Annotated in this window: 21 protein-coding genes and 1 pseudogene; 6 read left to right on the top strand and 16 right to left on the bottom strand. The window is 65.9% G+C overall.

Going from position 1 to position 24694, the window contains the following annotated elements; translation table 11 throughout:
* Positions 1-64: 64 nt before the first annotated feature.
* Complete coding sequence (locus tag BMY03_RS20000; protein WP_232888258.1) at positions 65-1768, top strand: diguanylate cyclase; 1704 nt, start codon at positions 65-67, stop codon at positions 1766-1768.
* 24 nt (positions 1769-1792) lie between these two features.
* On the opposite strand, the gene BMY03_RS19995 is transcribed toward BMY03_RS20000, so the two are convergent.
* From BMY03_RS19995 to BMY03_RS19930, 14 genes are all read right to left on the bottom strand, one after another.
* Positions 1793-2491, bottom strand: a complete 699-nt coding sequence (locus BMY03_RS19995) for a response regulator (RefSeq protein WP_094012058.1) — start codon at positions 2489-2491, stop codon at positions 1793-1795.
* Positions 2488-5142 carry a sensor histidine kinase gene (locus BMY03_RS19990; protein WP_038706491.1) on the bottom strand — a complete coding sequence of 885 codons (2655 nt, stop codon included), beginning with the start codon at positions 5140-5142 and terminating at the stop codon, positions 2488-2490. The genes BMY03_RS19995 and BMY03_RS19990 overlap by 4 nt, the downstream gene beginning before the upstream one ends.
* A gap of 64 nt (positions 5143-5206) precedes the next feature.
* A complete protein-coding gene (gene kdpC, locus BMY03_RS19985) occupies positions 5207-5764 on the bottom strand; it encodes a potassium-transporting ATPase subunit KdpC (RefSeq protein WP_094012057.1) in 558 nt (185 codons plus the stop codon).
* 12 nt (positions 5765-5776) lie between these two features.
* Positions 5777-7831, bottom strand: coding sequence for a potassium-transporting ATPase subunit KdpB (kdpB, locus tag BMY03_RS19980; RefSeq protein ID WP_094012056.1), 2055 nt, complete (start codon positions 7829-7831; stop codon positions 5777-5779).
* Between the two features lie 10 nt (positions 7832-7841).
* On the bottom strand, positions 7842-9536 hold the full coding sequence (kdpA, locus tag BMY03_RS19975; RefSeq protein WP_094012055.1) for a potassium-transporting ATPase subunit KdpA: 1695 nt from the start codon (positions 9534-9536) through the stop codon (positions 7842-7844).
* Positions 9537-9545: 9 nt separating this feature from the next.
* A complete protein-coding gene (kdpF, locus tag BMY03_RS19970) occupies positions 9546-9635 on the bottom strand; it encodes a K(+)-transporting ATPase subunit F (protein ID WP_011534724.1) in 90 nt (29 codons plus the stop codon).
* Between the two features lie 148 nt (positions 9636-9783).
* Complete coding sequence (locus BMY03_RS19965; protein WP_038707582.1) at positions 9784-10836, bottom strand: AI-2E family transporter; 1053 nt, start codon at positions 10834-10836, stop codon at positions 9784-9786.
* 12 nt (positions 10837-10848) lie between these two features.
* Entirely contained in the window at positions 10849-11643 is a 795-nt protein-coding gene (locus BMY03_RS19960) for a DUF4892 domain-containing protein (protein WP_038706495.1), read from the bottom strand.
* Between the two features lie 102 nt (positions 11644-11745).
* Positions 11746-12600 carry an alpha/beta hydrolase gene (locus tag BMY03_RS19955; RefSeq protein WP_094012054.1) on the bottom strand — a complete coding sequence of 285 codons (855 nt, stop codon included), beginning with the start codon at positions 12598-12600 and terminating at the stop codon, positions 11746-11748.
* Complete coding sequence (locus tag BMY03_RS19950) at positions 12597-13385, bottom strand: alpha/beta fold hydrolase (protein ID WP_094012053.1); 789 nt, start codon at positions 13383-13385, stop codon at positions 12597-12599. The genes BMY03_RS19955 and BMY03_RS19950 overlap by 4 nt, the downstream gene beginning before the upstream one ends.
* Positions 13386-13480: 95 nt before the next feature.
* Positions 13481-13828 (bottom strand): hypothetical protein, encoded by a 348-nt coding sequence (locus tag BMY03_RS19945; RefSeq protein ID WP_023632132.1) that lies wholly within the window; start codon positions 13826-13828, stop codon positions 13481-13483.
* A 96-nt stretch (positions 13829-13924) separates the two neighbouring features.
* Positions 13925-14383: a phosphohistidine phosphatase SixA gene (sixA, locus tag BMY03_RS19940; RefSeq protein WP_038706497.1), complete on the bottom strand. Its 459-nt coding sequence runs from the start codon at positions 14381-14383 to the stop codon at positions 13925-13927.
* The gene (locus BMY03_RS19935; RefSeq protein ID WP_038706498.1) at positions 14380-14727 is read right to left on the bottom strand and encodes a DUF4389 domain-containing protein; all 348 of its coding nucleotides are present in this window, start codon (positions 14725-14727) and stop codon (positions 14380-14382) included. Before BMY03_RS19935 ends, sixA begins: the two co-directional genes overlap by 4 nt.
* Positions 14728-14738: 11 nt before the next feature.
* Positions 14739-15764 carry an NAD(P)H-dependent glycerol-3-phosphate dehydrogenase gene (locus BMY03_RS19930; protein WP_038706499.1) on the bottom strand — a complete coding sequence of 342 codons (1026 nt, stop codon included), beginning with the start codon at positions 15762-15764 and terminating at the stop codon, positions 14739-14741.
* Positions 15765-15905: 141 nt separating this feature from the next.
* Between BMY03_RS19930 and BMY03_RS19925 the strand changes: the two genes are divergently transcribed.
* From BMY03_RS19925 to fabB, 5 genes are all read left to right on the top strand, one after another.
* Positions 15906-18053: a TonB-dependent receptor plug domain-containing protein gene (locus BMY03_RS19925; protein ID WP_201755073.1), complete on the top strand. Its 2148-nt coding sequence runs from the start codon at positions 15906-15908 to the stop codon at positions 18051-18053.
* Entirely contained in the window at positions 18053-18943 is an 891-nt protein-coding gene (locus tag BMY03_RS19920) for an ABC transporter substrate-binding protein (protein ID WP_023631258.1), read from the top strand. Before BMY03_RS19925 ends, BMY03_RS19920 begins: the two co-directional genes overlap by 1 nt.
* Entirely contained in the window at positions 18940-20868 is a 1929-nt protein-coding gene (locus tag BMY03_RS19915) for a response regulator (protein ID WP_023631259.1), read from the top strand. The genes BMY03_RS19920 and BMY03_RS19915 overlap by 4 nt, the downstream gene beginning before the upstream one ends.
* 206 nt (positions 20869-21074) lie before the next feature.
* Positions 21075-21590, top strand: coding sequence for a 3-hydroxyacyl-[acyl-carrier-protein] dehydratase FabA (gene fabA / locus BMY03_RS19910; RefSeq protein WP_023631260.1), 516 nt, complete (start codon positions 21075-21077; stop codon positions 21588-21590).
* 11 nt (positions 21591-21601) lie between these two features.
* Positions 21602-22819: a beta-ketoacyl-ACP synthase I gene (fabB, locus tag BMY03_RS19905; RefSeq protein WP_038706500.1), complete on the top strand. Its 1218-nt coding sequence runs from the start codon at positions 21602-21604 to the stop codon at positions 22817-22819.
* Between the two features lie 204 nt (positions 22820-23023).
* Here the strand turns inward: fabB and BMY03_RS27045 are convergent, their stop codons facing one another.
* Positions 23024-23764 carry a methyl-accepting chemotaxis protein gene (locus BMY03_RS27045; protein ID WP_413697910.1) on the bottom strand — a complete coding sequence of 247 codons (741 nt, stop codon included), beginning with the start codon at positions 23762-23764 and terminating at the stop codon, positions 23024-23026.
* A gap of 114 nt (positions 23765-23878) precedes the next feature.
* Positions 23879-24649 (bottom strand): annotated as a pseudogene (locus BMY03_RS27040) (MCP four helix bundle domain-containing protein); the annotation flags it as partial.
* Between the last annotated feature and the right edge of the window lie 45 nt (positions 24650-24694).

The following is a 24694-nucleotide window of genomic DNA, read 5'->3' as shown; positions in this document are numbered from 1 at the left end:
GGCGGAAGGCGATCCGCCGTCGAAACCATGTCAAAATGGTGGCTCGAAAGCAGATGTGAGATACTTGATCCGAACTCTCCGCGTTTTGTTGCAGAAGGCCAATCAGGATACGCCAGAAGGCGCAAGGAGCGCGTTTCCAACCCCACGGCGACGCCGCTTCACCAAATCGCATGCCTTCAGCATCCGGATGCGCCACATGCCTACACGGCCACGCCCCAAGCTCACCTTGCGCACGCTGCTGCTGGCGTTCGCGCTGATCTGTGCTGTCGCAACCCTGGCCAATACTTTCTGGGTGATGTTCACCACCCAGAGATCCGAGCTGGCGGAAAACGCCCTGCAGACCAACCAGGCTTACGCTGCCCGGATCGCAACCAGTGTGGAGGAAGTGCTGAGTTCCGAACTGGATCGCCTGGGGTTTGCATCCACACTCATCGGCCATGCCTTCGCAGACCGAACTGCCCTGCACGACGAGGCACACCGCCTGCTGAACCAGGACCACAGCTTCAATTCGGTACTGATAGCCAACGCACAAGGAAAGATCATCGCTTCGGCCCCCAGCAGCCTGCAACTGGACGGAAAGGCGCTGCAACGTCGTTCCCCTCTGACCAGGCGAGAACCGATGATCAGCGACGCATTCAAGTCCCTGGCAGGCAATCTGGTCGTGTTCGTCTCCCACCCTGTTTTCAGCCCCGACGGCGAATACCTCGGGCTTGTCGGCGGAAGCATCCGCCTGGAACAGAAAAACACGTTGCAAGCGCTCATGGACCTGAACATCCGCGAGGATGGCGCGCATGTCTACCTGGTCGATAGCCATCGACAAGTGCTTTACCACCCGGACCCGCGGCGCATCGGGACGACCCTGGCCGCTGACCCTATCGTCGATGCCGCGCTGCAGCAAGACCACGGTTCGCTGCGGGCGAAGGACGGCAGTGGCAACGAAATGCTCGCGGGTTATGCCAGTATCCCCAGCAGTCGTTGGAGCGTGATTTCACAGCGGCCTCTATCGAACATTGAGGCAACGCTGAAGGCGACGACGATCAAAGTTGCCAAAGGCATCGTCCCCCTCGGTCTGTTCGGACTGCTGTTGATCTGGTGGCTGGGCGTGAAAATTTCCGTCCCTCTCTCCCGACTGGCGGAGAACGCCAAGCGCCTGGATGCACCTGAAAGCTACGAACGGATCCTCGCGGTTCCTGCGGACTACGTTGAAAGCTGGCAGATCCGCCGCGCGCTGCTCCTGGGAGCGGCCCTGCTGCAGGAGAAGATTGGGCGGCTCAACCAGCAGGCACATAGCGACCCGCTGACCGGACTGGCGAATCGCCGGGCCATGGAGGAAACCATGGCGCTATGGCAGCAATCCCTGAAAACCTTCGCTGCGATCGCCGTGGACATCGACCATTTCAAGCGCGTCAACGACACCTATGGCCATGGCGCCGGGGATGAAACCCTCCGCGCCGTCGCCCGGTTGATGAGACAGGTATCGCGCCCGGACGACATGGTATGCCGTGTGGGCGGCGAGGAGTTCCTGCTGCTCTTGCCCAATGGTTCGATTGCGACCGGCGCAGAGGTCGCCGAACGGCTCCGAGCAGTGATCGAGGCGGCGCAATTCGATACTGTCGGGCATATCACGATCTCGCTGGGGGTGGCCATGTGGAAAGCGGGCGAACCGATGTCAGCCGCGTTGGAACGATCGGACCGGATGCTCTATCAAGCCAAGGCCCAGGGACGTAATCGGGTAGTAACGGAACCCGCGCTAACGGGCGTTACATAACGATGACGCCAGCGCCGGGCCTGGTCACGGGTCGGTCGGCGCGACCAACCGGTACCCCACGCCCGCCTCGGTGATGATGAACCGCGGCGCCGTAGGGTCGTCACCCAATTTCTGCCGCAGGTGCCCTACCACGATACGCAGGTAGTGGGTGTCGTCCACATGGGTCGGCCCCCAGATGTCCTTGAGCAGTTGCTGCTGGGTGATGACCCTCCCGGGATGCCCGGCCAGCTGCGCCAGCAGCGCGTATTCCTTGCGCGTCAAGGCTATCTCCAGGCCGTCCAGCGTGACCTTGCGAAAAGCGAAGTCCACCGTCAGCGGCCCGAAGCCCGCCGCAGCGGCCACGCTGCCAAGCTGAGGCGCCTGGCGCAGCAAAGCCCGCACCCGGGCGAGGAATTCCTGGATACCGAACGGCTTGGTCACGTAGTCGTTGGCCCCACCGTCGAGCGCATCGACCTTCTGCACTTCGCTGGCACGCACCGACAGCACCATCACAGGCACCGTGCTCCATTCACGCAGCTCGCGCAGCACTTGCTGACCGTCCATGTCCGGCAAGCCGAGGTCGAGCACCACCAGGTCGGGCTTGTTCAAGGCGGCCTGGGCCAAGCCGTCGCTGCCCGTGCCGGCCTCGATCACCTTGTAGCCCTGGGACGCCAGGCTGATGCGCAGGAACTTGCGGATCTGCGGCTCGTCGTCGATGACCAGCAAGGTGGCGGCTTGGCTCATGGGGCTTCACTTTCGGTAACGGGTTGGGTCGGCAGCGGCAAGCATAGAGTGATGCAGGTGCCGTGGCCATCGATGCCGTCATCGACCAGGATGCGGCCGCCATGGGCACCGATCATGCCCTGGCAGATCGCCAGGCCCAGGCCGGTGCCCTGCCCGCCCCGATCGCCGCGGGCGGCGGTGTAGAACATGTCGAAGATCTTTTCGCGCTCGTCCTGGGGGATGCCGGGGCCCTCGTCGGCGACTGCGAGGCACAGCTGTTCGTCGTGCACCGAGACCTGCAGTTGCAGCCGACCGTTGGCCGGGGAAAAGCGTGCAGCGTTTTCCAGCACATTGATCAGCGCCTGCTCGATCAGCGCCGCGTGCACGAACAGCAGCGGCAGCTCGGGCGGGACTTCGGTGTGCACGCGCAGGGGCGCCAGCACCACGCGCAAGCGGTTGAGGGCGCTGCCGACGATATCAGCCGGGGCTACCCAGTCGCGGGCCAGCTTGAGCGTGCCGTGGCCCAGGCGGGTCATGTCCAGCAGATTCTGGATGTAGCGATCCAGGCGCTCGGCTTCGTTGCGGGTACCTTCCAGCAGCTCGCGGCGGTCGTCCGGGGGGATGGCGTCACCCAGCGCCAGCAGGCTGTCGATGCTGCCGCGCATCGACGTCAGCGGCGTGCGCAGGTCATGGGAGACCGAGGCGAGCAAGGCGCTGCGCAGTTGCTCGGTTTCACCGTGCAGGCGGGCGGCTTCCAGTTGCTCGCCCAGGCGGGCACGGGCCAGGGCCTGGGCCAGGGGCTGCGCCAGGGCCATCAACAACCGACGGCGCGGATCACTCAGTGGTTCGCCGTCGCGTGGGCGAATGCCGAGCAGGGCCAGGGGCTGTTCCTCCACGGCCAGCGGCCACCACCACCAACGACCGTGGGGCAAGGTGTCACTGCCAAAGCCCGCGGCCTGGCCATGTTGCCAGGCCCATTCGGCCGCGGCGCGTTCATTGTCGGTGAAGGCTGGCGAGCCACCACTGGCCACTTGCAACAGGCCGTCGGCGCTGCGTTCGAGCAGACACACCTGCACGCCCTGCCAACCATCCATATGCTGGCCGGCAGCGCTGAACACCGCCTGGCGGTCGGTGGCCACAGTCAGGCGGCGCGACAGGTCGAGCAACTGGCGGGTCTCTGCCTGGGTCTCGCGCAGCGCCTGCAACTGGCGGCGCTGGCGCGCGGCGAGGTTGCCTGTAAGCGCGGCCATCAGCAGGAAGAACACCAGGGTCAGCACGTCCTCTTCGCGCTGGATGGCGAAGGAGAAGTTCGGCGGGATGAACAGGAAGTCGTAGGTGAGGAACGACAGCGCCGCGCACGCCAGCGCCGGCCCCAGGCTGCTGCGTACCGCCACCAGCAGCACGGCGGCAAGAAACACCAGGGAAATGTTGGGCAGCGCCAGCACGCTCGACACGGCCCAGGCCAGGCCTGCGGCCAGCAGCGTGGCAACCAGCGCCAGCACATAATGGCGCCATACCCATACGCGCTTTGCTGCCGTGCGCGCCGCTGGCGGCTGGGCATCGCGGTCGAGTACGTTGATCTCCAGGCCGTGACTCTCACGCAGCAGGCGCGCCGCCACGCCGGCGCCGACCAGGCGCCGACGCAACAGGTCACGGGACTGGCCCACCAGCACCAGGCTGGCGCGGCGCTCGGCGGCGTGCTGGATCAGCGTGCGCGCCACTTCGCCGGCGCGCAACAGCACCACTTCGCCGCCAAGGCGCTCGGCCAGTTGCTGGGCGGCCTGCAAGCGATGGCGGGCCGTTTCGTCGCGCAAGCGCCCGTTATCGACATGGACCACGCTCCATGGCAGATGGCGACGCTGGGCGACGCGGCAGGCATGGCGCACCAGGCGTTCGGCCTGCTCGTCGCCATCGATGCCCACCAGCAGCCGGCCGCGCAGGGCCGGGGCTTCCTGGCCGCGCTGGCGGTAGCCGCTGGCCAGGTCCGCGTCCACCTGGGCGGCGGCGGTCTGCATGGCCAGCTCGCGCAGGGCAGTGAGGTTGGTCTGGGAGAAATAGGCCTCGATGGCCGCCCGTGCCTGTTCGGGCACGTAGACCTTGCCCTCGCGCAAGCGCTCGAGCAGCTCGCGCGGCGGCAGGTCAATCAGTACCAGTTCGAAGGCTTCCTGCAGCACCCAGTCGGGCAATGTCTCGCGCACCTGCACGCCGGTGATGTCGCGGACCTTGTCGTTGAGGCTTTCCAGGTGCTGGACGTTGACCGTGGTGTATACGTCGATGCCGGCGGCGAGCAGTTCCTGCACGTCCTGCCAGCGCTTGGCGTGGCGGCTGCCGGGGGCGTTGGTGTGCGCCAGCTCATCGACCAGCACCAGCGCAGGCGCGGCCTTGAGCAAGCCGTCGAGGTCCATTTCCTCGAGCATCACGCCGCGATATTCGCGGCGCAGCAGAGGTTGTTGGGTCAGCCCGCCGAGCAGGGCTTCGGTCTCGGCGCGGCCGTGGGTCTCGACCACTCCGGCCACCACTTGCAAGCCCTGGCGCTGCTGGGCGTGGGCGGCCTGGAGCATGGCAAAGGTCTTGCCGACCCCGGGCGCGGCGCCGAGGAACACCTTGAGCCTGCCGCGACCTTCGCGGGGCAGGCCGGCCAGCAGCGCATCGGCGCGAGTGGGGTTGCTCATGCTTCATCCTTCAAAATGTCACGAATGAGGGCCTGCGGCGATGGGCCGCAAAGCGGCCTCGGCTTCAGTGGCTCGGAGCAAGACGCTCAAGCGCCTGGTTCAACGCCAGCACATTGACCACCGGCGGCCCGACCAATGGGCGCAGGGTGGCGTCATTCACCAGCACTTGCAAGCGCTCCTCCGAGACCTGCCGCGCCGCCGCCACGCGCGGCAGCTGGTAAGCGATGGCCTCGGGCGGCAGGTGCGGGTCCAGCCCGCTGCCGGAGGTGGTCAACAGCGCCTGGGGCACTGGCCCCTGCTGCGCCTGGTACTGCTGGGAGGCGTCAGTCCTGACCCGATCGGCCAGCGCCGGGTTGCTCGGCGCCAGGTTGCTCGCGCCACTGGCCACGGTGACATAGGCGCCCGCCGAAGGCCGCGACTGGAACCAGCCATCGCCCTTGAATTCCTGGGCGATCAGCGCCGAGCCGCGCACCTGACCACGGTCATCGCGCACCAGGCTACCGTTGGCCTGCTCAGGGAAGGCGACCTGGGCGATGCCGGTCACCGCCAGGGGATACAGCGCGCCGGTGACCACGGTCATCAGCAGGACCAGGCTCAGGGCCGGGCGTACATAAGCGGTCATGTCAGTCTCTCCTCAGACCAGGTGCAGCGCAGTAAGCAGCATGTCGATCAGCTTGATCCCGGCGAACGGCACGACAATGCCGCCCAGGCCGTAGACCAGCAGGTTGCGCCGCAGCAAATGGGCGGCGCTGGCGGCCTGCACCCGCACACCGCGCAACGCCAGGGGGATCAGCACGATGATGATCAGCGCGTTGAACACGATGGCCGAGAGGATCGCGCTCTGCGGGCTGGCCAGGTGCATCAGGTTGAGCACGCCCAACTGCGGGTAGATGGCGGCGAACAGCGCCGGCAGGATGGCGAAGTACTTGGCCACGTCGTTGGCGATGGAGAAGGTGGTCAGCGCGCCGCGGGTGACCAGCAGCTCCTTGCCCACCTGCACCACGTCCAGCAGCTTGGTCGGGTCGCTGTCGAGATCGACCATGTTGGCGGCCTCGCGTGCAGCCTGGGTGCCGTCGTTCATCGCCATGCCCACGTCAGCTTGGGCCAGGGCCGGCGCGTCGTTGGCGCCGTCACCGCACATGGCGACCAGGCGTCCGTCGTTCTGCTCCTGGCGGATCCGCGCCAGCTTCTTCTCCGGGGTGGCCTCGGCGAGCACGTCATCGACGCCCGCCTCGGCGGCGATGGCGGCGGCGGTCAGCGGGTTGTCGCCGGTGACCATCACGGTGCGGATGCCGAGCTTGCGCAGTTCGGCGAAGCGCTCGCGGATACCGGGCTTGACCACATCCTTGAGGTGGATCACGCCGAGCAGGTGCTTGTCGACGCATACCAGCAGCGGGGTACCGCCGCTCTGGGCGATGCGCTCCACTTCACGGGCCAGGGCGGCGGGCAGCTCCAGGCGTTGCAGGCCGCAGAAGGCCAGCACCGCGTCGACGGCGCCCTTGCGGTAGCGGCGCTGCTGGAAATCGATGCCCGACAGGCGCGTCTCGGCGCTGAAGGCGATGGCTTCGTACTGATTGCTTGCAGGTTCCGCGAAGTCGTGCAACTGGCGCAGGTACTCGACGATCGACTTGCCCTCGGCAGTGTCGTCGGCCAGCGAGGCGAGCAAGGCGCCCTCCCCCAGCTCCTTGGCGGTCACGCCCGAAGCTGCATGCAGGGCACTGCAGCGACGGTTGCCGAAGGTGATGGTTCCGGTCTTGTCGAGCATCAGCGTGTGCACGTCGCCTGCCGCTTCCACGGCGCGGCCAGAGCGGGCGATCACGTTCAGGCGCACCAGGCGGTCCATACCGGCGATGCCGATGGCCGACAACAGGCCGCCGATGGTGGTGGGGATCAGCGTCACCAGCAGCGCGGCGAGGAAGATCAGCGGCAGCTCGCCGCCGGCGAAGCGGGCGAACGGCTGCAGGGTCACCACCACGATCAGGAAGATCAGGGTCAGGCCGATCAGCAGGATGTCGAGGGCGATCTCGTTGGGGGTCTTCTGCCGCTTGGCGCCTTCGACCAAGGCGATCATGCGGTCCAGGGTCGACTCGCCGGGGTTGCTGGTGATGCGGATCAGCAGCCAGTCGGAGACCAGGCGAGTGTTGCCGGTAACGGCCGAACGGTCACCGCCGGACTCGCGGATCACCGGCGCGGACTCGCCGGTGATGGCCGCCTCGTTGACCGCGGCGATGCCTTCGAGCACCTCGCCGTCGCCGGGGATCAGCTCACCGGCCACCACGCGCACCACGTCGTCCTTGCGCAACTGGGTGGCGGCGACGGTCTCGAACGTACCGTCGCTCTTGCGACGCTTGGCGGCCAGGCCCTGGCTGCCAGCCTTGAGGCTGTCGGCGCGGGCCTTGCCACGGCCTTCGGCAAGGGCTTCGGCGAAGTTGGCGAACAGCACGGTGAACCATAGCCACACGGTGATCTGCACGGCCACTGAAGTGCTCACGCCACTTTCAGGGGCAAAGCAAAGCACCGTGGTCAGCATGGCAGTGAGGGCCACCACCAGCATCACCGGGGCGCGCCTGAGCTGGCGCGGGTCGAGCTTGACGAAGGCCTGCACCAGCGCCGGGCGCCACAGGGCGGCGAAACGGGTCTGGTCCTTGGCGCTATGACGCGCCTTCACTTCGGGAATGGGCATGTTCATGGTGTGTTCCTCAGAAACCCAGGCTCAGGTGTTCGGCAATCGGCCCCAGGGCCAGGGTCGGCAGGAAGGTCAGGCCACCTACCAGCAGGATGGTCACCAGCAGCAGCGTGGTGAACAGCGGGCCGTGGGTGGGGAAGCTGTTCAGGCCTTGTGGCGCGCTCTTCTTGGCCGCCAGGCTACCGGCCAGGGCCAGCACCGGCAGGATGTAGCCGAAGCGGCCGATCAGCATGGCCAGGCCAATCATCACGTTGTGGAACGGGGTGTTGGCACCGAAGCCGGCGAACGCTGAGCCATTGTTGGCGGTACCGGAGGTGTAGGCGTACAACAGTTGGCTGAAGCCGTGGGCGCCGGGGTTGGTCACCGCGCCGGCAGGTCCGGACAGGCTGGCGGCGATGGCGCCGAGCACCAGCACGCCCACCGGCATCACCAGCAGGGTCGCCACCAGCAGTTGCACTTCACGGGCCTGCAGCTTCTTGCCCAGGTATTCCGGGGTGCGGCCGATCATCAGGCCGGCCAGGAACACGGCGATCAACACGAACAGCAGCATGCCGTAGAGGCCGGCGCCGACGCCGCCGAAGATCACCTCGCCAAGCATCATGTTGACCATCGCCACCATGCCGGTCAGTGGGTTGAGGCTGTCGTGCATGGCGTTGACCGAACCGTTGGAAGCTGAGGTGGTGGTCACCGTCCACAGCACCGAACCGGTGGTGCCAAAGCGGCTTTCCTTGCCTTCCAGCGGCGCGCCTTGTTGCACCTGGGCGCTTTCCAGGGCCGGGTTGGGCTGGTGTTCCGACCACAGCGCGGTGCTGCCACCGATCAGGAACAGCGCCAGCATGCAGGCGATGATCGCGCGGCTCTGGCGCAGGTCCTTCACATAGTGGCCAAAGGTGAATACCAGGGCCACCGGGATCAGGATGATCGAGGCCACTTCGAACAGGTTGCTCCAGGCCGTGGGGTTCTCGAACGGGTGCGCCGAGTTGACGCCGAAGAAGCCACCGCCGTTGGTGCCCAACTGCTTGATGGCGATCTGGCTGGCGGCCGGGCCCAGCGGGATGGTCTGGTCGGTGCCTTGCAGGGTCAGGGCGTGGACGTAGTCGGCAAAGGTCTGCGGCACGCCTTGCCAGACCAGCAGCAGCGCCAGCACCAGGCACAGCGGCAGCAGGCCGTAGAGGGTGGCGCGGGTCAGGTCGACCCAGAAGTTGCCCAGGGTGTTGGCAGACCGGCGGGCAATACCCCGGCACAGGGCGACCAGCACAGCCAGGCCGGTGGCGGCACTGACGAAGTTCTGCACGGTCAGGCCGATCATTTGCGTCAGGTAGCTGACCGAGGCTTCACCGCTATAGGCTTGCCAGTTGGTGTTGGTCATGAAGCTGACCGCAGTGTTGAACGCCAGCGACCACTCCTGGCCCGGCAGGTGCTGCGGGTTCAGTGGCAGCGAGCCTTGCAGCAGCAGCACGGCGAACAACAGCAGGAAGCCCGCAAGGTTGAACGCCAGCAGCGCCAGGGTGTACTGCTTCCAGCCCTGCTCCTGTTCGGCATCTACCCCGGCCAGGCGGTAGCACCCCCGCTCCACCGGTCCAAGGAGGGGAGACAGCCAGGTACGCTGGCCTTCCATCACCTTGTAGTAGAAGCGTCCGAGCCAGGGCGCCGGCAACAGCACGATGGCGAAGAACGCCAGCAGCAGCAGGTAATCGTAACTGTGCATGGTCGCCCCTTAGCCGCGATCGGCGCGCAGCAGCGCCACCAGCAGGTAAACCGCCAACGCCACCGCCAGAAGCAGTGACAGCCCGTCGAGCATGTACATGTGCAATCTCCCCTAGTTGCGGCGTGAAGGCCGCTTTGGGGAAATTGTCCGAGGGAGGGGCGTAAAGGGGCGAGATGGGGGGTGGGGTCAAGGCATAAAGAAAGCGTAAAGATCGCTGATAGATCGCGGGGCAAGCCCGCGATGGAGATCAGCGCTGCGGTGTGTGCTGCGCGGTATTGCGGCTCCAGTCCAGCAGCAGGCTGTACCCCACCGCCAGCAAGGTCGGCCCGATGAACAGCCCGATGAAGCCGAACGCGATCAGGCCGCCGAACACGCCGAGCAGCACGATGACCAGCGGCAGGTTACCGCCGCGGCTGATCAGGTACGGCTTGAGCACGTTGTCCACGCCGCTGATGATGAAGGTGCCCCAGACGCCCAGGAATACCGCCATGCCGTAGTCGCCCTTCCACACCAGCCAGGCGGTGGCCGGTATCCAGGCCAGCGGCGGACCCATGGGGATCAGGCTGAGCATGAAGGTCACCAGGCCCAGCACGATGGCCCCCGGCACGCCGGCGATCAGGAAGCCGATCAGTGCCAGCAGCGCCTGGGCGGCAGCGGTGCCGATCACGCCGTTGACCACCCGCTGCACGGTGCCGGCGACCAGGTCGACGTAGTACTCGGCGCGCTCGCCCACCAGCCGTTGCAGCAAGCGGTGCACGAACGCCGCCAGGCGTGGCCCGTCGCGGTAGAAGAAGAACACGAACACCAGGCTCAGGGTCAGCTCCAGCACCCCGCCGCCGATCTGCGCGCTGCGGGCCAGCAACCAGTTGCCGACCTGCCCCAGGTACGGCTTGGCCGAGGCCAACAAGGCCGCGCCCTGCTGGTCAAAGGACTCCCACCAGCCGACCAGGCGCTCGCCCACGAACGGAATCCCGGCCACCCAGGCGGGCGCGTCCGGCAGGCCATCAACCTGCACATCACGAATGAACGCGGTGGCATCACGCACATGGTCGGCCAGGTTGAAACCCAGCCACACCAGGGGCAAGGCCACCAGCAGGATCCACACCGTAGTCAGCAGGCTCGCGGCGAGGGTTTCGCGGCCGCCCAGCACACGGGTCAGCAAGCGCATCAGCGGCCAGCTGGCAAAGGCCAGGATGGCGCCCCACAGCAGCGCCGAGATGAATGGCGCCATCACCCACAGCGCGGCACCCAGCAGGGTGAGCAGCAGGATCTGGATCAACAGGCGGTCATTGTTGGCCATGGTGGCGCTCACTCAACGGATCAGTTCCAGGTGCAGGCCTTCGGTCGGGGCGTCGCCTACCTCGAGCCGGGCACTGCGCACGCCGGCCTTGACCAGTTGCTCGCGCCAGGCTTCGGCGCCCTTGCCACTAAGGCTGGCGCGCAGGGTGCTGTCCAGGTTAAGGCTGCGGGCCAGCAGCGTCGACCAGGCGGCCTGGGGCTCGGCGAGGTCAGGATAGTCGAGCTTGCCGGTGTCGCGCAGTTCGCGCAGCACCGTGGCGGCGGTGGGCAGCAGCTCGCCCAACGGACTGCCGGCGACGAACTCCTCGACATGCAGGTAAGCGCGGCGGTTGCCGCGGGTAACGCTGTACAGCGCCACCAGGGTGTCGGCTTCTTCGGCGGAGCGGCGCAACAGGATGAATGCCTGCTGCTCGTCACCGCCATTGAGGCGGGCGTTGGCGAACACGTCGTTGGCCCACAGGCTGGCCTCGCCGCAGTCGCGGCCCTGGCACCAGAACAACGGATAGCCACCGTCCTGCTGCAATGCCTCGCGGGCGCTGGTGAAGGCTTCGCGGGCGCTGCGCTCGACCGGCAGTTCGTAAGTCACCGAACTGACCTGGCCACGGCTCTCGACCTTGTCCTCGACCCGTAGCCGGCCACTGATCTTGCGCAGCGGGCCCATGGGGTAGACGCGTTCCTGCTCCACTGCCGGGCGTTGGTCGACCACCTTGGCGTCTGCGGGTACCGGCAGGCTGCCAGCCCAGAGGAGCGGGCTGGCGATGGCGAGGCACGCGGCGATGGCGCCGCGAACGAAAACAGGTGCGCTCATCGACCGCCCTCGCAGGTGGCGGGGCAAGGTGCGTGGATGTCTGGCATGTACATGGTTGTCTCCCTTTCAACCCGCCAAGCCTCGACACTTGTCCGGTGCAAGTCAAGGAATGCCAAAGAAGCGATTGAAACAGTCTGCGACAAGGGCCGCGCCCTCGGCGTCGTTCAGGTGCAGATGGTGCCCGCCCGGCAGGGTCACCTGCTCGAAGGGTAGCTGCTCCAGCAATTCCGTGTGGCGCGCCAGCATGCCGTCGGCAGCCACCACCAGATAGGCCGGGCAGGCGATGCGCTTGACGAAGGCCATGGCCTGGTCCTGGTTCAGCCGGGTGGGCGAAGGCAAGGTGAGGCGGCTGTCGCTGCGCCAGCTGTAGCCGCCGGGCACCGGCATCAGGCCGCGTTGGGCCAGTAACTCGGCGGCTTCGCGGCTCACCGCGACCATGCCCTTCATGCGCGCCTCGACGCCCTCCTCCAGGGTCGGGTACACCGACTTGCGCTTGCTCTCCAGGCGCAGCTGCGCCTGCAAGGCCAGCCCCAGGCGCTCGGCAGCGTCCTGTTCGCTGAGCGTCGGCGGGATCACGCCGTCGATCAGCGCCAGGTGGCTGACCCGCTCGGGCAAGGCGCCGGCCAGTTGCACCGAGATGATCGCGCCGAGCGAATGACCGAGCAGGCCGAAGCGTTCCCAGCCCAGTTGCTCGGCAACCCGCAGCACGTCGTGGGCGTAGTCGGCCAGGGCGTAGCCGGCACCGACCGGGCGATGCTCGGAGTAACCATGCCCGGCCAGGTCCAGGGCGACGATGCGTAGCCCTTTCAGCTGCGGCGCCAGACGGGCGAAGCTGTTGGCGTTGTCCAGCCAGCCATGCAGGGCGATCACCGGCAGGCCGTCGGCCGGACCGAACAGGTGCGCGGCCAGTTCGATGTGGCCCAGCGTCAGGCGGATCTCCTCGACCTGGGCGCTCATGCCTGGCTCCAGCGGTCGAACAGGCCCTTGATCAGGCTGGCGGTGTCGGTGGGCCGCTCCAGGGGGAACATGTGCCCACCCGGCAGGCTGTGGTACTCGCCTTTGGCCATGCCGCGCACGGCCAGGGCGTGGTGTTTGCGGATCACCCGGCTCTGGGCCCCGCGCACCATCGCCAGGGGCACCTGCAACTGACGTGGCCGGGCCGGGCTGACATGCGGAATGCTGCGGTAGATGCTGATTTCGGTAGCGGGGTCGAAGCGCAGGCGCAAACCGTCCTCGCCTTGCTCCAGGCCATGCTTCAGGTACGCCTCCAGGCACTCCGGATCGAAGTGGCGGAACAGGGTCTTGCCGGTAAAGTAACGGCGCGCACTGTCTCGGTCGGGAAAGGCCTCGCGCCGGCCCAGGGTACGCCCGGCCGGAGTGATGCGGTCGATGAAACCCAGACGCTTGGCGGCCTGGATCAGCCATTCGTCGGCGCGGGTCAGCACCGGCGAATCGAGCATCACCACCCCGCGGTAGAACTCCGGCCGACGCAGCGCCGCATGCAGGTGCAGCACACCGCCCAGGGAGTGACCGACACCCCAGACCGGTGCGTCCTGCCGCTCCAGGTGATGCAGCAGTTCGTCCACCAGGTTCTGCCAGTTGTCGTTGACCGGAAAGCGCGGATCGTGGGCGTGCTGTTCCAGGTGATGCACCTGGTAGTCCGGCGCCAGCGCGGCGAACAGCTTGCCGTAGGTGGCCGAAGGGAAGCCATTGGCGTGGGCGAAGAAGATCTGCTGCGACATGGCCGCCTGCTCTGCACGGGGGATGGATGGCCCATTGTCGGCAAGCGACCGGCTGGCGGCAACGTCCTGAACGGTCATCGCCAGTGACGATCAGGTCATCGCGAGTCGAAACTGGCCATCGAACGGTGCAGGCAGGCACGCATGTAGGCCAGTTGCCACTCGAGGGCTTCGCGGGCCAGCTGACGGTCCTGCTGAGTATCCGCCAGCCGGCGCAGCGCCAGGCAGCTGGATTGCAGCAGGTGCGCCATGCGGATGCCGGCCTGGCGCAGTTGCTCGAGCTCGTACTGGCCTTCGAAGCGGCGCAGCATCTGGTCGAGCTTGGCGTCGGCACAGTCGCGCAACAGGCAGTACTCGGCGAAGTCCAGCGCAGCGGGGCTGTCCAGCTTGTCGATCACGCTCTGGGGATTGACGGAGCGCACCAGCTCCAGGCGTTGCCTGCTCATCCATGATTCCTTGCGCGGCGTTGTGATCATGCACGCCGCCACGCTAAGGCCCGCGCGACCCGAACGGCAACTGGCATAAATGTCAGTTGCCAGGTGTCAGCCAGGGTGGTTGAGGCTGCGCAGGGTCATCAGGCCGGCCAGCGGCCAGTCGCCCTCCAGTTCGGCCAGGCTGGCCGTGCTGAACGGTGCCGGTTGCTGGGCATGGCCGTGCTCGAGCTGACCAACCAGGTTGCCCACCAGGGGTTGGTGGCTGACCAGCAGGAGATGCTCGAGCCCCAGGTGCTCGATCTCGCCGATCACCTGCTGTACAGCGCTCTCTGGCGTCAGCCAGGCCACGGTACGCACCGGCTCGGAAAAACCGAGGGCGCCGTGCACCAGGGCGGCGGTCTGCTGGGCGCGCACGTACGGGCTGGCAATGATTGCCTGCAACGGCTGGCCCAACAGGTGCGCGGCGCTGCGCAGCACCTGCTCGCGACCGTGGGCGGTCAGGCGCCGCTCGGCGTCGCTGTTGGCCCGTGGCTCGGCCTCGCCATGGCGCAGCACCCACAGCTTCACAGCTTGGGCTCCTCGTCACGCACCGGGTGTGGCGCCGGGGCCACGGCGTGGGGCGCTTCGCCTTCCGGGGTGCGCGGGGTCGGCCAGTCGGCGAACGGCCAGGGTTTCTGGTCGCTGTGGAAGGTGCCGAAACGACCGATCTGTGCCAGGTACTGGCTCAGGCTGTCGCCGAAGTTCATCAGGCTGGCGCTGGGCGCGCCGTAGATCAGGCGGTAGATCAGTTGCACCAGCACCAGGCCGCCAAGCAGCAGCTCGGCCAGTTGCCAGGCCACCAGGAACACCAGCATCCACAGCACGCGCAGGATGATCGACTCGCGCTGGGCGCGCTCCGGGGTATCGTTCATACGTTTCTCCCTCAGTTGAAACCGCTGGTGGAAATGAAATCGACATCGGTCTTCGGCTCGGCGCGCATCAGGTGCTCGATCACCTGGTTGAGCGTGCGGCCCTCGAACAGGATCGCGTGCAGGCCCGCCACCAGCGGCATGTACACGCCCACCTCCTGGGCCTTGGCCTTGAGCACCTTGAGAGTGTTGACACCTTCTGCAACTTCACCCAGTCGGCTGACCGCCTGCTCGAGGCTCAGGCCCTGGCCCAGCGCATGGCCGACCTGGTAGTTGCGGCTCTTGGGCGAGGAGCAGGTGACGATCAGGTCACCGACCCCGGCCAGCCCGAGGAAAGTCATGGGGTTGGCGCCCTGGCTCACGGCGAAGCGGGTCATCTCGGCCAGGGCCCTGGTAATCAGCATGCTCTTGGTGTTCTCGCCCATCCCCAGGGCCACGGCCATGCCGGCGATGATGGCGTAGACGTTCTTCAACGCGCCGCCCAGCTCGACGCCGAAGCGATCGCTGCTGGCGTAGACACGGAACGTGCGGCCATGCAGCACAGCCTGCACCTGCTGGCATAGCGCTTCGTCCTCGCTGGCGACCACGGTGGCGGTCAATGCATGCTCGGCAATCTCGCGGGCCAGGTTGGGGCCTGACAGCACGCCGATGCGTGCCTGGGGGGCGATCTCTTCGAGGATCTGGCTCATCAGCTTGAAGGTGTTCGCCTCGATGCCCTTGGTCAGGCTGACCAGGCCCTTGCCGCGCAGCAGCTCGGCGTGGGGCGCCAGCACGCTGCGCAAGGCGCTGGAGGGCAAGGCGACAAAGATCAGTGCGCTGCCCTGGAGGGTGGCGAGCAGGTCGTTGACCGGTTCGACGCCGTCATGCAGGCGGATGCCCTTGAGGTAACGCGGATTCTCGCGGTCGACGCGCATTGCCTCGGCTTGCGCCGGGTCGCGCATCCACTGCCGCACCGGATGGCCGTTCTGTGCCAAGAGGTTCGCCACGGCGGTGCCGAAGCTGCCGCCTCCAAGAACTGCAACAGGTTGCTGTTCAGTCATATCCAATCCGTTAACCAATAAAGTAAGTGGCGACGTGCGCATTATACGGCGCGCATGCGCCAGAGCCAGTGGCAGTACCTGCCCATTGCAGGGCGGGCCTGTCATGGTGTCGCACTGGCAAAAGCCGCATGGTCGGTTAACATGCCTGATAAATTTCTGAAACAAGGCCGTTTCGTGTTCCCTGGCACGCCACCCTATCCACGCCTGCTGTTGCTGACTGCCCTGCTGGGCGGCCCGGCCATGGCCGAGGACCTGTTCATCGACAACCAGGACCTGCCGCAGGTTCTGACCGCCACGCGCCTGAAACAATCCCCGGCGGCGGTTCCAGGCAGCATGACCGTGCTCGATAACGAGCTGATCCGTGCCAGCGGTGCCCGCGACATCCCCGAGCTGCTGCGCCTGGTGCCGGGCATGATGATCGGCTACGGCGCCGGAAACCAGCCGACGGTCAACTACCACGGCAGCAACGTCAGCGACGCCCGGCGCATGCAGGTGCTGATCGATGGCCGCTCGGTGTACCGCGCAGGGCTGGCCACGGTGGACTGGAGCGACATCCCGGTGGCCATCGAGGATATCGAGCGCATCGAGGTGTTCCGCGGCCCGAACACCGTCAGCTACGGCGCTAACGCGCTGATGGCGGTGGTCAACATCCTCACCCGCAACCCCGCCGACAGCCATGGCACGCGGGTCAAGCTGACTCGCGGCCAGGACGGCATCAACGACTACTACGCAAGCCAGGGCTTCGGCTGGGACAGCGGCGACCTGCGCCTGTCGCTCTCCGGCCAGCAGGACGACGGCTTCGACCAGGACCAGTTCGGCCACGACTACCGCGACAGCCGCCGTGCCAACCGCATCAACATCAATGCCGTGCATACCCTGGCGCCCGACCAGACCCTGGAATGGCAACTGGCGGCCAAGGAAGGCAGCAACCAGCGCCCCTACACCTACCAGCCGGTGTTCGGCAACTACCGCGCCGGCGACAACGCCGACGTCAACGCCAAGGACTATGCAGGCTCGGTGCGCTGGAACCTCGACCTCAACCCCGAGCACAGCCTCTATGTGCAGGGTTCGGCGCAGCACTTCGACCGTCAGCAGGTGTGGCGCGCCTGCGATGCGGCAATTGCCTTCAGCCCCGAGCTGACACGCCTGTGGCAGCTCGACCCGAACTTCGCCGAGAAGGTCGCGCGCAATCTGTACACCGGCAACCTGCCCAGCACCACCAATCCGGTGCTCGGCTCGCTGATGGGCCAGGTGCAGAGCCAGTGGGCCAGCGGCGGGCGCAACACGATCTGCGGCGACGTCGACCAGAGCACCCGCGAAACCCGCTATGACCTGGAAATCCAGGACACCCTGAGCCTCACCGACAGCCTGCGCCTGGTCAGCGGCATGAACTACCGCTACGACCGCGCCGACTCGCAGACCTACTTCAACGGCAGCATCGACGACCAGACCTGGCGCCTGTTCGGCCAGCTCGAATGGCGCGCCGACGAGCACTGGATCCTCCAGGGCGGCGCCATGTACGAACATTCGCAGCTGTCGGGCAACTCGCTGACCCCGCGTGTGGCGGTGAACTACCTGATCACTCCTCGCCATGGCTTGCGCGCGGTGTATTCCGAGGCCATTCGCTCGCCGGACATGTTCGAGAACAACGTCAACTGGAGCTACACGGTCAAGAACCTCTCGCCCAACCTGTACGGGCTGCAGAACGGCGAATATTTCGTCAAGACCCGCGGCCCCGGCAACCTCGACCAGGAGCGCATGCGTTCGCGAGAACTCGGCTACAACGGCGCCTTCAGCGACATCGACCTGAACGTCGACGTGAAACTGTTCTACGACGAAATCACCGGCATGATCAGCGAGCCGTTAAAGAACAACCAGTTCATCGCCAGCAACGCCAACAAGGCCCGTTTCAGCGGCAGCGAGGCGCAGTTCGACTGGCGCGCCACCCAGCGCGACCGCCTGCGCCTGACCTATGCCTATGTCGACGCCTGGGCCAGCAACCCGGCCGATCGCCGCCTGAGTGCCCGCAACAGCGGCTCGGCCGGCTGGCTGCGCGACTGGGGCGAGGGCTGGTCCAGCGCCCTCTTCTATTACGGCGACGATGCCCTCAACCAGTACCGCTACGAGCGGGTCGACCTGCGCGTGGCCAAGCGCTTCAAGATCCACGGCAGCAACCTGGAACTGGCCGCACTGTGGCAGCAGCGCCTGGATGACGAACCGGTCACCCTCGAGCAGAACCGCTATGACAGCCGCCACCGCCTGAGCGTCAGCGCGGAGCTGGAGTTCTGATGGTGCGCCTGCTGCGCCTGCTGCTGCTGTGCCTGTGGCCCCTGGGATCACTGTCGGCCAGCGAAATCCTGCTGGTCGGCGGCGAAGACCAGCCCGGCATCCGCAGCTTCGTCGCAGCCCTGGAAAAGCGCAGGCCCCACGACCAGGTGCGGTTCCAGACCGTCGAACAGCTACCTGGCCCAGGTAAACTCAAGGCTGACACGCGACTGGTACTGCTCGACACCCCAGCTCTGGAATGGCGCCTTGCGGAGGCCGCAGGCCCTTCAGCCCTGGCGCTGCGGGTCAGCCGGGTCCAGGCCGAACAACGCCTGGGCACTTCGCGTCCCGCCTATCTCACCCTGCTGTGGAGTGACCCGCCGCTGGCCCGCCAATTGCGCCTGGCCCGCTATCTGCTGCCGCAGGCCCGGCGCATTGGCGTGCTGTATGGCGAACACAGCCGCTTCCTGCTCGACGAACTGCGCCAGGCCGCCCACCCCTTGGGGCTGGAAATCGTCGCCCAGGATTGGCCCGACCTGCGCGACAGTCGGCCATTGCAACACGTACTCAATAACAGTGACGTGCTGCTCGGGCTGGACGACCCGGACCTGTACAACTCGAAATCAGCCAAGAATGTCCTGCTCAGCAGCTATGGCAGGCAGATGGCGCTGATCGGCCCCAACGTCGGTTTCGTCCGCGCCGGCGCCCTGGCCAGCACCTACAGCGACCAGGACGATTGGCTGGCGGTACTCGAGCAATTGCTCGAGCAACCGTCGGCCCGCTGGCCCCGCAGCCTGTACCCCGCGCACTTTGGTGTCAGCGGGAACCAACAGGTGGCCCGGGCGCTGGGTCTGGAAGCGATCGATCCGGACGCCGCCGCACTGGCCCTCGCCGCAGGAGCCTCCACGCCATGAGCAAGCGCCTGAGCTGGGATATCCATACGCGCACCCAGATCATCAGCCTGGGTCCCGCCCTGCTGCTGACCTTGCTGCTGATCAGTTTCTTCACCTTCGTGCGCATCCAGGATTTGCGCCAGGAGCTCAACCACACCGGGCAACTGATTGCCAACCAGCTGGCGCCGGCGTCCGAATACGGGGTGATCTCGGGCAACAACGAAGTGCTCGAGAGCCTCATGCGCGCGACCTTGAGCATTCCCCACGTGCGCTTTCTCGAGGTCCAGGACAGCCGCAACCATATTCTGGTGTATGTCGAGCAGCCCGATGAAAGCCTCAACCGCGCCCAACGAGTCGAGGTGTTTCAGGCGCCGATCCGCCTGCAGCAAATCCGCCTGGACAACGACTTCCTGCAGGGCAAGGCGGCGCCACCAAACATTGGCGACGACTACCTCGGGCGAGTGATCGTCGGGATGTCCGACGACGCCTTCAGCCAGCGCCAGCAGGAAATCGTGATCAAGGCCGCGATCCTCGCACTGTTCGCCCTGCTGTTCACCTTCCTGCTAGCCCGTCGCCTGGCCACCAGCCTGTCCCGGCCGATCAGCGAGATGGGCCACGCGGTTCGCGCCATCCAACAGGGCGACTTCAACGCCCCCCTGCCAGTGGTCGACGACAGCGAACTGGGCCACCTGGCACGGCACATCAACAACCTCGCCAGCGCCCTCGATCAGGCCGCCCATGAACAACAGCAGGCCATGGGCCAGCTGATCCAGGCGCGCGAAGAGGCCGAGCAAGCCAACCGCGCCAAGTCCGACTTCCTGGCAATGATGAGCCACGAGCTGCGTACACCCATGAACGGCGTGCTGGGCATGCTGCAGTTGCTCGAAACCACCGAGATGACTGGCGAGCAGGCCGAATACACCGCCGTGGCCAGCGAATCCACAGGGCACTTGCTCAAGGTAATCAACGACATCCTCGACTTCTCGCGGATCGAGCGCGCGGCGCTGGAACTGGAGCACATCGAGTTCAACCTGGGCGACCTGATCACCAGCAGCGTGCAGTCGTTCCAGCACACCGCCCAGCAGCGCGACCTCGACCTGCGCCTGCAACTGCCCTGCGCCATGAACCAGCTTCAGGTGGTGGGCGACCCGACGCGGATCCGCCAGATCCTGTTGAACCTGGTGGGTAATGCGCTGAAATTCACCGAGCGAGGCGAGGTGGCCATCGACGCGCGCTGGCAGGTGCTCGACCGCCAACTGATCTGGCTGACCTGCACCGTGCGCGATACCGGCATCGGCATCGACAGCAACCGCCTGGAAATGATGTTCGTGGCCTTCCAGCAGGCCGACAACACCATCTCCCGACGCTACGGCGGTACCGGCTTGGGGCTGTCGATCGCCCGCACCCTGGCCGAACGGATGGGCGGCCAGCTGCGCGGCGAAAGCCGCGAAGGCCTGGGCTCGACCTTCACCCTGGAAATGCCGCTGGTACTGGCCAGCGCCACTTCCGTCCTGCCCGGCAGCACGCTAGTGGACAGCGCTGCGGCTGACGACGGCGGGCGGATCCTGCTGGTTGAGGACAATCCGGTCAATCAGAGCGTCATCGAAGCGATGCTGCGCAGCCTGGGTTTTGAGGTCAGCCTGGCCATGGACGGTGCCCAGGCGATCGACCTGGTCGGCCAGCAGCGTTTCGCCGCGGTGCTGATGGATTGCCGCCTGCCCCAGGTGGACGGATACGAGGCTACCCGTCGCATCCGCCTGCTGCCCCAGGCAGAAGGGCTGCCGATCATCGCCCTGACCGCCAGCGCGCTGCAGGGCGACCGTGAACGTTGCCTGGCCGCCGGAATGAACGATTACCTGAGCAAGCCATTCAAACGTACCGACCTGCAGCGCATCCTGCGGCGTTGGTTGCCCGGTCAGGCAGTTGCGACTGGCGATAAATGCTAAATTGCGGCAGTCTTAAGGACTGGACAGGACCGTCGCTGGGCCGGAAAATAACATTTCAGTGCACACCTGTACTTCTTTTGCCAGGTGCGCTGTGACTTTCACCACAACGCAATAGTCTACCTGTAGGCTGCCGCCTCGGATGCAAAGCGCTTCGGGCCGGCCGGGAAGATTCGTCCCCTGCCACAGGGGGTTATTGAGGAGCTCGCATGACCAAACAAAACGCCTTTACTCGGGAAGACCTGCTGCGCTGCAGTCGCGGTGAGCTGTTCGGCCCCGGTAATGCGCAACTGCCCGCCCCGAACATGCTGATGGTCGATCGCATCACCCATATCAGCGAGGAAGGCGGCAAGTTCGGCAAAGGTGAATTGGTCGCCGAGCTGGATATCAATCCAGACCTTTGGTTCTTCGCCTGCCACTTCGAAGGCGACCCGGTAATGCCAGGCTGCCTGGGCCTCGACGCCATGTGGCAATTGGTCGGCTTCTTCCTCGGCTGGCAGGGCCTGCCGGGCCGCGGTCGTGCGCTGGGTTCGGGCGAAGTGAAATTCTTCGGCCAGGTACTACCCACCGCCAAGAAAGTCACCTACAACATCCACATCAAGCGCGTCCTCAAGGGCAAACTGAACATGGCCATCGCCGATGGCTCGGTCAGCGTCGACGGCCGCGAGATCTACACCGCCGAAGGCCTGCGGGTCGGCGTGTTCACCTCCACTGACAATTTCTAAGGGTTATTCGCATGCGCCGCGTCGTTATCACTGGTCTGGGCATCGTATCGTGCCTGGGCAATGACAAAGAGACCGTCACCGAAAACCTGCGCAACAGCCGTCCGGGTATCCGTTACAACCCGGAATACAAGGAAATGGGGCTGCGTAGCCAGGTTTCCGGTTCCATCGACCTGAACCTCGAAGAGCTGATCGACCGCAAGGTCTACCGTTTCGTCGGCCATGCCGCAGCCTACGCCTACCTGGCGATGCAGGACGCGATCAAGGACTCTGGCCTGAGCGAAGAGCAGATCTCCAACCCGCGCACCGGCCTGGTGGCCGGCTCCGGCGGCGCTTCCACCCTGAACCAGATGGAAGCCCTGGACACCCTGCGCGAGAAAGGCGTCAAGCGCGTTGGTCCGTACCGCGTCACCCGCACCATGGGCAGCACCGTGTCGGCGTGCCTGGCCACCCCGTTCAAGATCAAGGGCATCAACTACTCGATCTCGTCGGCCTGCGCGACCTCTGCACACTGCATCGGCACCGCCATGGAGCAGATCCAGTGGGGCAAGCAGGACATCGTGTTCGCCGGCGGCGGTGAAGAAGAGCACTGGAGCCAGTCGTTCCTGTTCGATGCCATGGGCGCCCTGTCGACCAAGCGCAACGAAACCCCCGAACTGGCCTCGCGCGCCTACGACGCCGATCGTGACGGCTTCGTCATCGCCGGCGGCGGCGGCATGGTCGTGGTCGAAGAACTTGAGCACGCCCTGGCCCGTGGCGCCAAGATCTACGCAGAGATCGTCGGCTACGGCGCGACCTCCGATGGCTACGACATGGTCGCTCCAAGCGGCGAAGGCGCTATCCGCTGCATGCAGCAGGCGCTGTCCACCGTCGATACCCCGATCGACTATCTGAACACCCACGGCACCTCCACCCCGGTCGGCGACGTCGCCGAGATGAAGGGCGTACGTGAAGTGTTCGGCGACAAGGCACCGAAGATCAGCTCGACCAAGAGCCTGTCGGGTCACTCGCTGGGCGCCGCAGGCGTGCACGAGGCGATCTACTGCCTGCTGATGATGGAAAACAACTTCATCGCCGGCTCCGCCAACATCGACGAGCTGGATCCGGAAGTCGCGGACCTGCCGATCGTGCGCAAGACCGAAGACGCCAAGCTCACCACCGTGATGAGCAACAGCTTCGGCTTCGGCGGCACCAACGCCACCCTGGTGCTCAAGCGCTGGGAAGGCAAGTGATAGGCTGACACGCTGAACGAGAACGCCCGGACCTTGGTCCGGGCGTTTTTGTTTGTGCCCTGCCGGCCCTCATCGCGGGGCAAGCCCACTCCCACGCCATGGACTGCCCGCCAGGGTTGGATTGATGTCCAGTTTCTGGGGGCAGCCCACATCCACATGACCTTGAGCCGATGGCGTGGGAGCTGGCTTGCCCCGCGAGGGCCCTTACACCGAGAAGCGCTGCACCAGGGTATTGAGGTCCACCGCCAGCCGCGACAGGGCCTGGCTCGCTGCAGACGTCTGCTCGGCCCCCGCCGACGACTGATGCGCCAGGTCGCGGATGGTGGTCAGGTTACGGTCCACCTCCCGCGCCACCTGGGCCTGCTGCTCCGAGGCACTGGCGATCACCAGGTTGCGCTCGTTGATCTGGCCGATGGCCGCAGCGATCGCCTCCAGCGCCTGGCCCGCGGCATGGGCCCCGTCCAGGGTCGAACGGGCCTGGGCATCGCTATGCTGCATGCCCTGCACCGCCCGCTCGGCACCGCTACGGATGGCCACGATCATCTGCTCGATCTCCTGCGTCGAGGTCTGCGTACGGTGAGCCAACGCCCGCACCTCGTCGGCGACCACGGCGAATCCTCGCCCGGCTTCGCCGGCGCGCGCTGCCTCGATGGCAGCGTTGAGCGCCAGCAGGTTGGTCTGCTCGGCGATCGAGCCGATGACATCCAGCACCTTGCTGATGTCGTGCACCTGCTGGGCCAACTGCCCCACCTCCTCGGCGTTGCCCGCCACGCCACTGGCCAATGCCTCGATGGCAGTGACCGTGGCCTGCACCTGCTCGCGCCCGCGGCGAGCGATCTGGTCTGACTCACGCGAAGCCTCGGAGGTAGCCACCGCGTTGCTCGCCACCTCCTCCACTGCCACAGTCATCTGGTTAACCGCAGTGGCGGCTTGCTCGATTTCCATGCTTTGTTGCTGCAGGCCACGGGTCGCGTCCTCAGTGACCGCGCTCAGTTCTTCGGAAGCCGAGGCCAACTGGTTGGCCGAGTCTGAGATTCTCCCAATGGTCTCGCGCAGGCTCTGCTGCATGCTCTTGAGGGCTGCCAGCAAGCGTGCTGGCTCATCGTCGCCCTGCACGGTGATCTGCGGTGTGAGGTCGCCGGTGGCGACCGTCTCGGCAACCCTCAGCGACTGACCTAGCGGCCGCACGATGCTGCGGGTCAAAGCCAGGGCGAGCACCACAGTCAGGCTCAGGGCAATCACCAGCAACACGCCGACCCAAACTTTCGCACCGTTGTACACAGCCTCGGCCATGTCGGTGGCTGAGTTGGCCTGATGGTTGTTCAGCTCGATCAACTCGTTGAGGGTCGCAGTCATCTGATCGGCCAACTGGTTCATCTCGCCGTTGACCAGCGTCGCCGCCGCCTGGACATGCCCATCGGTGGCCAGTTGTACGACTTGCCCTTGCAAGGTCATGTATTGGCGCTCGAGAACCTGGTAGCGATCGAACAACGTCCGCTCTTCAGGAAGCACGATCAAGGCATCGTAGTGACTCTGCGCCTTGCTCAGGCCGCCCTTGACCTCGTCTATGCGAGCACGGTTCTGCTGTTGGGCAACCGGGTCGGTATTGACCAACAACCGCAAGGTCAAGGCGCGGATGCGTAACATGTCCTGGGTCATGCTGCCCACCGAGATCACGCTCGGCAGCCAGTTGTTGTCCACCTGCTCGGACTGCTGGCGCATATTGGTCATCTGTTGCAATGCGAAGCCACCCAGCGCCACCACCAGCAGCGCCATGATGCCAAAGCCAAGCCCAGCGCGCGGCGCTATATTCAAGCGTCTCAAGCTCATTTCCAGGATCCCTCCCAAGCGTGATAGTCCGTTGCTTAAAAAAGG

The organism is Pseudomonas soli (assembly GCF_900110655.1).
In the GTDB taxonomy this organism is placed as follows: domain Bacteria; phylum Pseudomonadota; class Gammaproteobacteria; order Pseudomonadales; family Pseudomonadaceae; genus Aquipseudomonas; species Aquipseudomonas soli.
This window is presented reverse-complemented; position numbering and strand designations above follow the sequence as displayed.

What these genes read in the sequence shown, in the direction of transcription:
- BMY03_RS19995 (WP_094012058.1), bottom strand. Translation starts at nt 2,491, where the DNA reads ATGAGCCAAGCCGCCACCTTGCTGGTCATCGACGACGAGCCGCAGATC.
- BMY03_RS19990 (WP_038706491.1), bottom strand. Translation starts at nt 5,142, where the DNA reads ATGAGCAACCCCACTCGCGCCGATGCGCTGCTGGCCGGCCTGCCCCGC.
- kdpC (WP_094012057.1), bottom strand. Translation starts at nt 5,764, where the DNA reads ATGACCGCTTATGTACGCCCGGCCCTGAGCCTGGTCCTGCTGATGACC.
- kdpB (WP_094012056.1), bottom strand. Translation starts at nt 7,831, where the DNA reads ATGAACATGCCCATTCCCGAAGTGAAGGCGCGTCATAGCGCCAAGGAC.
- kdpA (WP_094012055.1), bottom strand. Translation starts at nt 9,536, where the DNA reads ATGCACAGTTACGATTACCTGCTGCTGCTGGCGTTCTTCGCCATCGTG.
- kdpF (WP_011534724.1), bottom strand. Translation starts at nt 9,635, where the DNA reads ATGTACATGCTCGACGGGCTGTCACTGCTTCTGGCGGTGGCGTTGGCG.
- BMY03_RS19965 (WP_038707582.1), bottom strand. Translation starts at nt 10,836, where the DNA reads ATGGCCAACAATGACCGCCTGTTGATCCAGATCCTGCTGCTCACCCTG.
- BMY03_RS19960 (WP_038706495.1), bottom strand. Translation starts at nt 11,643, where the DNA reads ATGAGCGCACCTGTTTTCGTTCGCGGCGCCATCGCCGCGTGCCTCGCC.
- BMY03_RS19955 (WP_094012054.1), bottom strand. Translation starts at nt 12,600, where the DNA reads ATGAGCGCCCAGGTCGAGGAGATCCGCCTGACGCTGGGCCACATCGAA.
- BMY03_RS19950 (WP_094012053.1), bottom strand. Translation starts at nt 13,385, where the DNA reads ATGTCGCAGCAGATCTTCTTCGCCCACGCCAATGGCTTCCCTTCGGCC.
- BMY03_RS19945 (WP_023632132.1), bottom strand. Translation starts at nt 13,828, where the DNA reads ATGAGCAGGCAACGCCTGGAGCTGGTGCGCTCCGTCAATCCCCAGAGC.
- BMY03_RS19935 (WP_038706498.1), bottom strand. Translation starts at nt 14,727, where the DNA reads ATGAACGATACCCCGGAGCGCGCCCAGCGCGAGTCGATCATCCTGCGC.
- BMY03_RS19930 (WP_038706499.1), bottom strand. Translation starts at nt 15,764, where the DNA reads ATGACTGAACAGCAACCTGTTGCAGTTCTTGGAGGCGGCAGCTTCGGC.
- BMY03_RS19925 (WP_201755073.1), top strand. Translation starts at nt 15,906, where the DNA reads ATGCCTGATAAATTTCTGAAACAAGGCCGTTTCGTGTTCCCTGGCACG.
- BMY03_RS19920 (WP_023631258.1), top strand. Translation starts at nt 18,053, where the DNA reads ATGGTGCGCCTGCTGCGCCTGCTGCTGCTGTGCCTGTGGCCCCTGGGA.
- BMY03_RS19915 (WP_023631259.1), top strand. Translation starts at nt 18,940, where the DNA reads ATGAGCAAGCGCCTGAGCTGGGATATCCATACGCGCACCCAGATCATC.
- fabA (WP_023631260.1), top strand. Translation starts at nt 21,075, where the DNA reads ATGACCAAACAAAACGCCTTTACTCGGGAAGACCTGCTGCGCTGCAGT.
- fabB (WP_038706500.1), top strand. Translation starts at nt 21,602, where the DNA reads ATGCGCCGCGTCGTTATCACTGGTCTGGGCATCGTATCGTGCCTGGGC.
- BMY03_RS27045 (WP_413697910.1), bottom strand. Translation starts at nt 23,764, where the DNA reads ATGGAAATCGAGCAAGCCGCCACTGCGGTTAACCAGATGACTGTGGCA.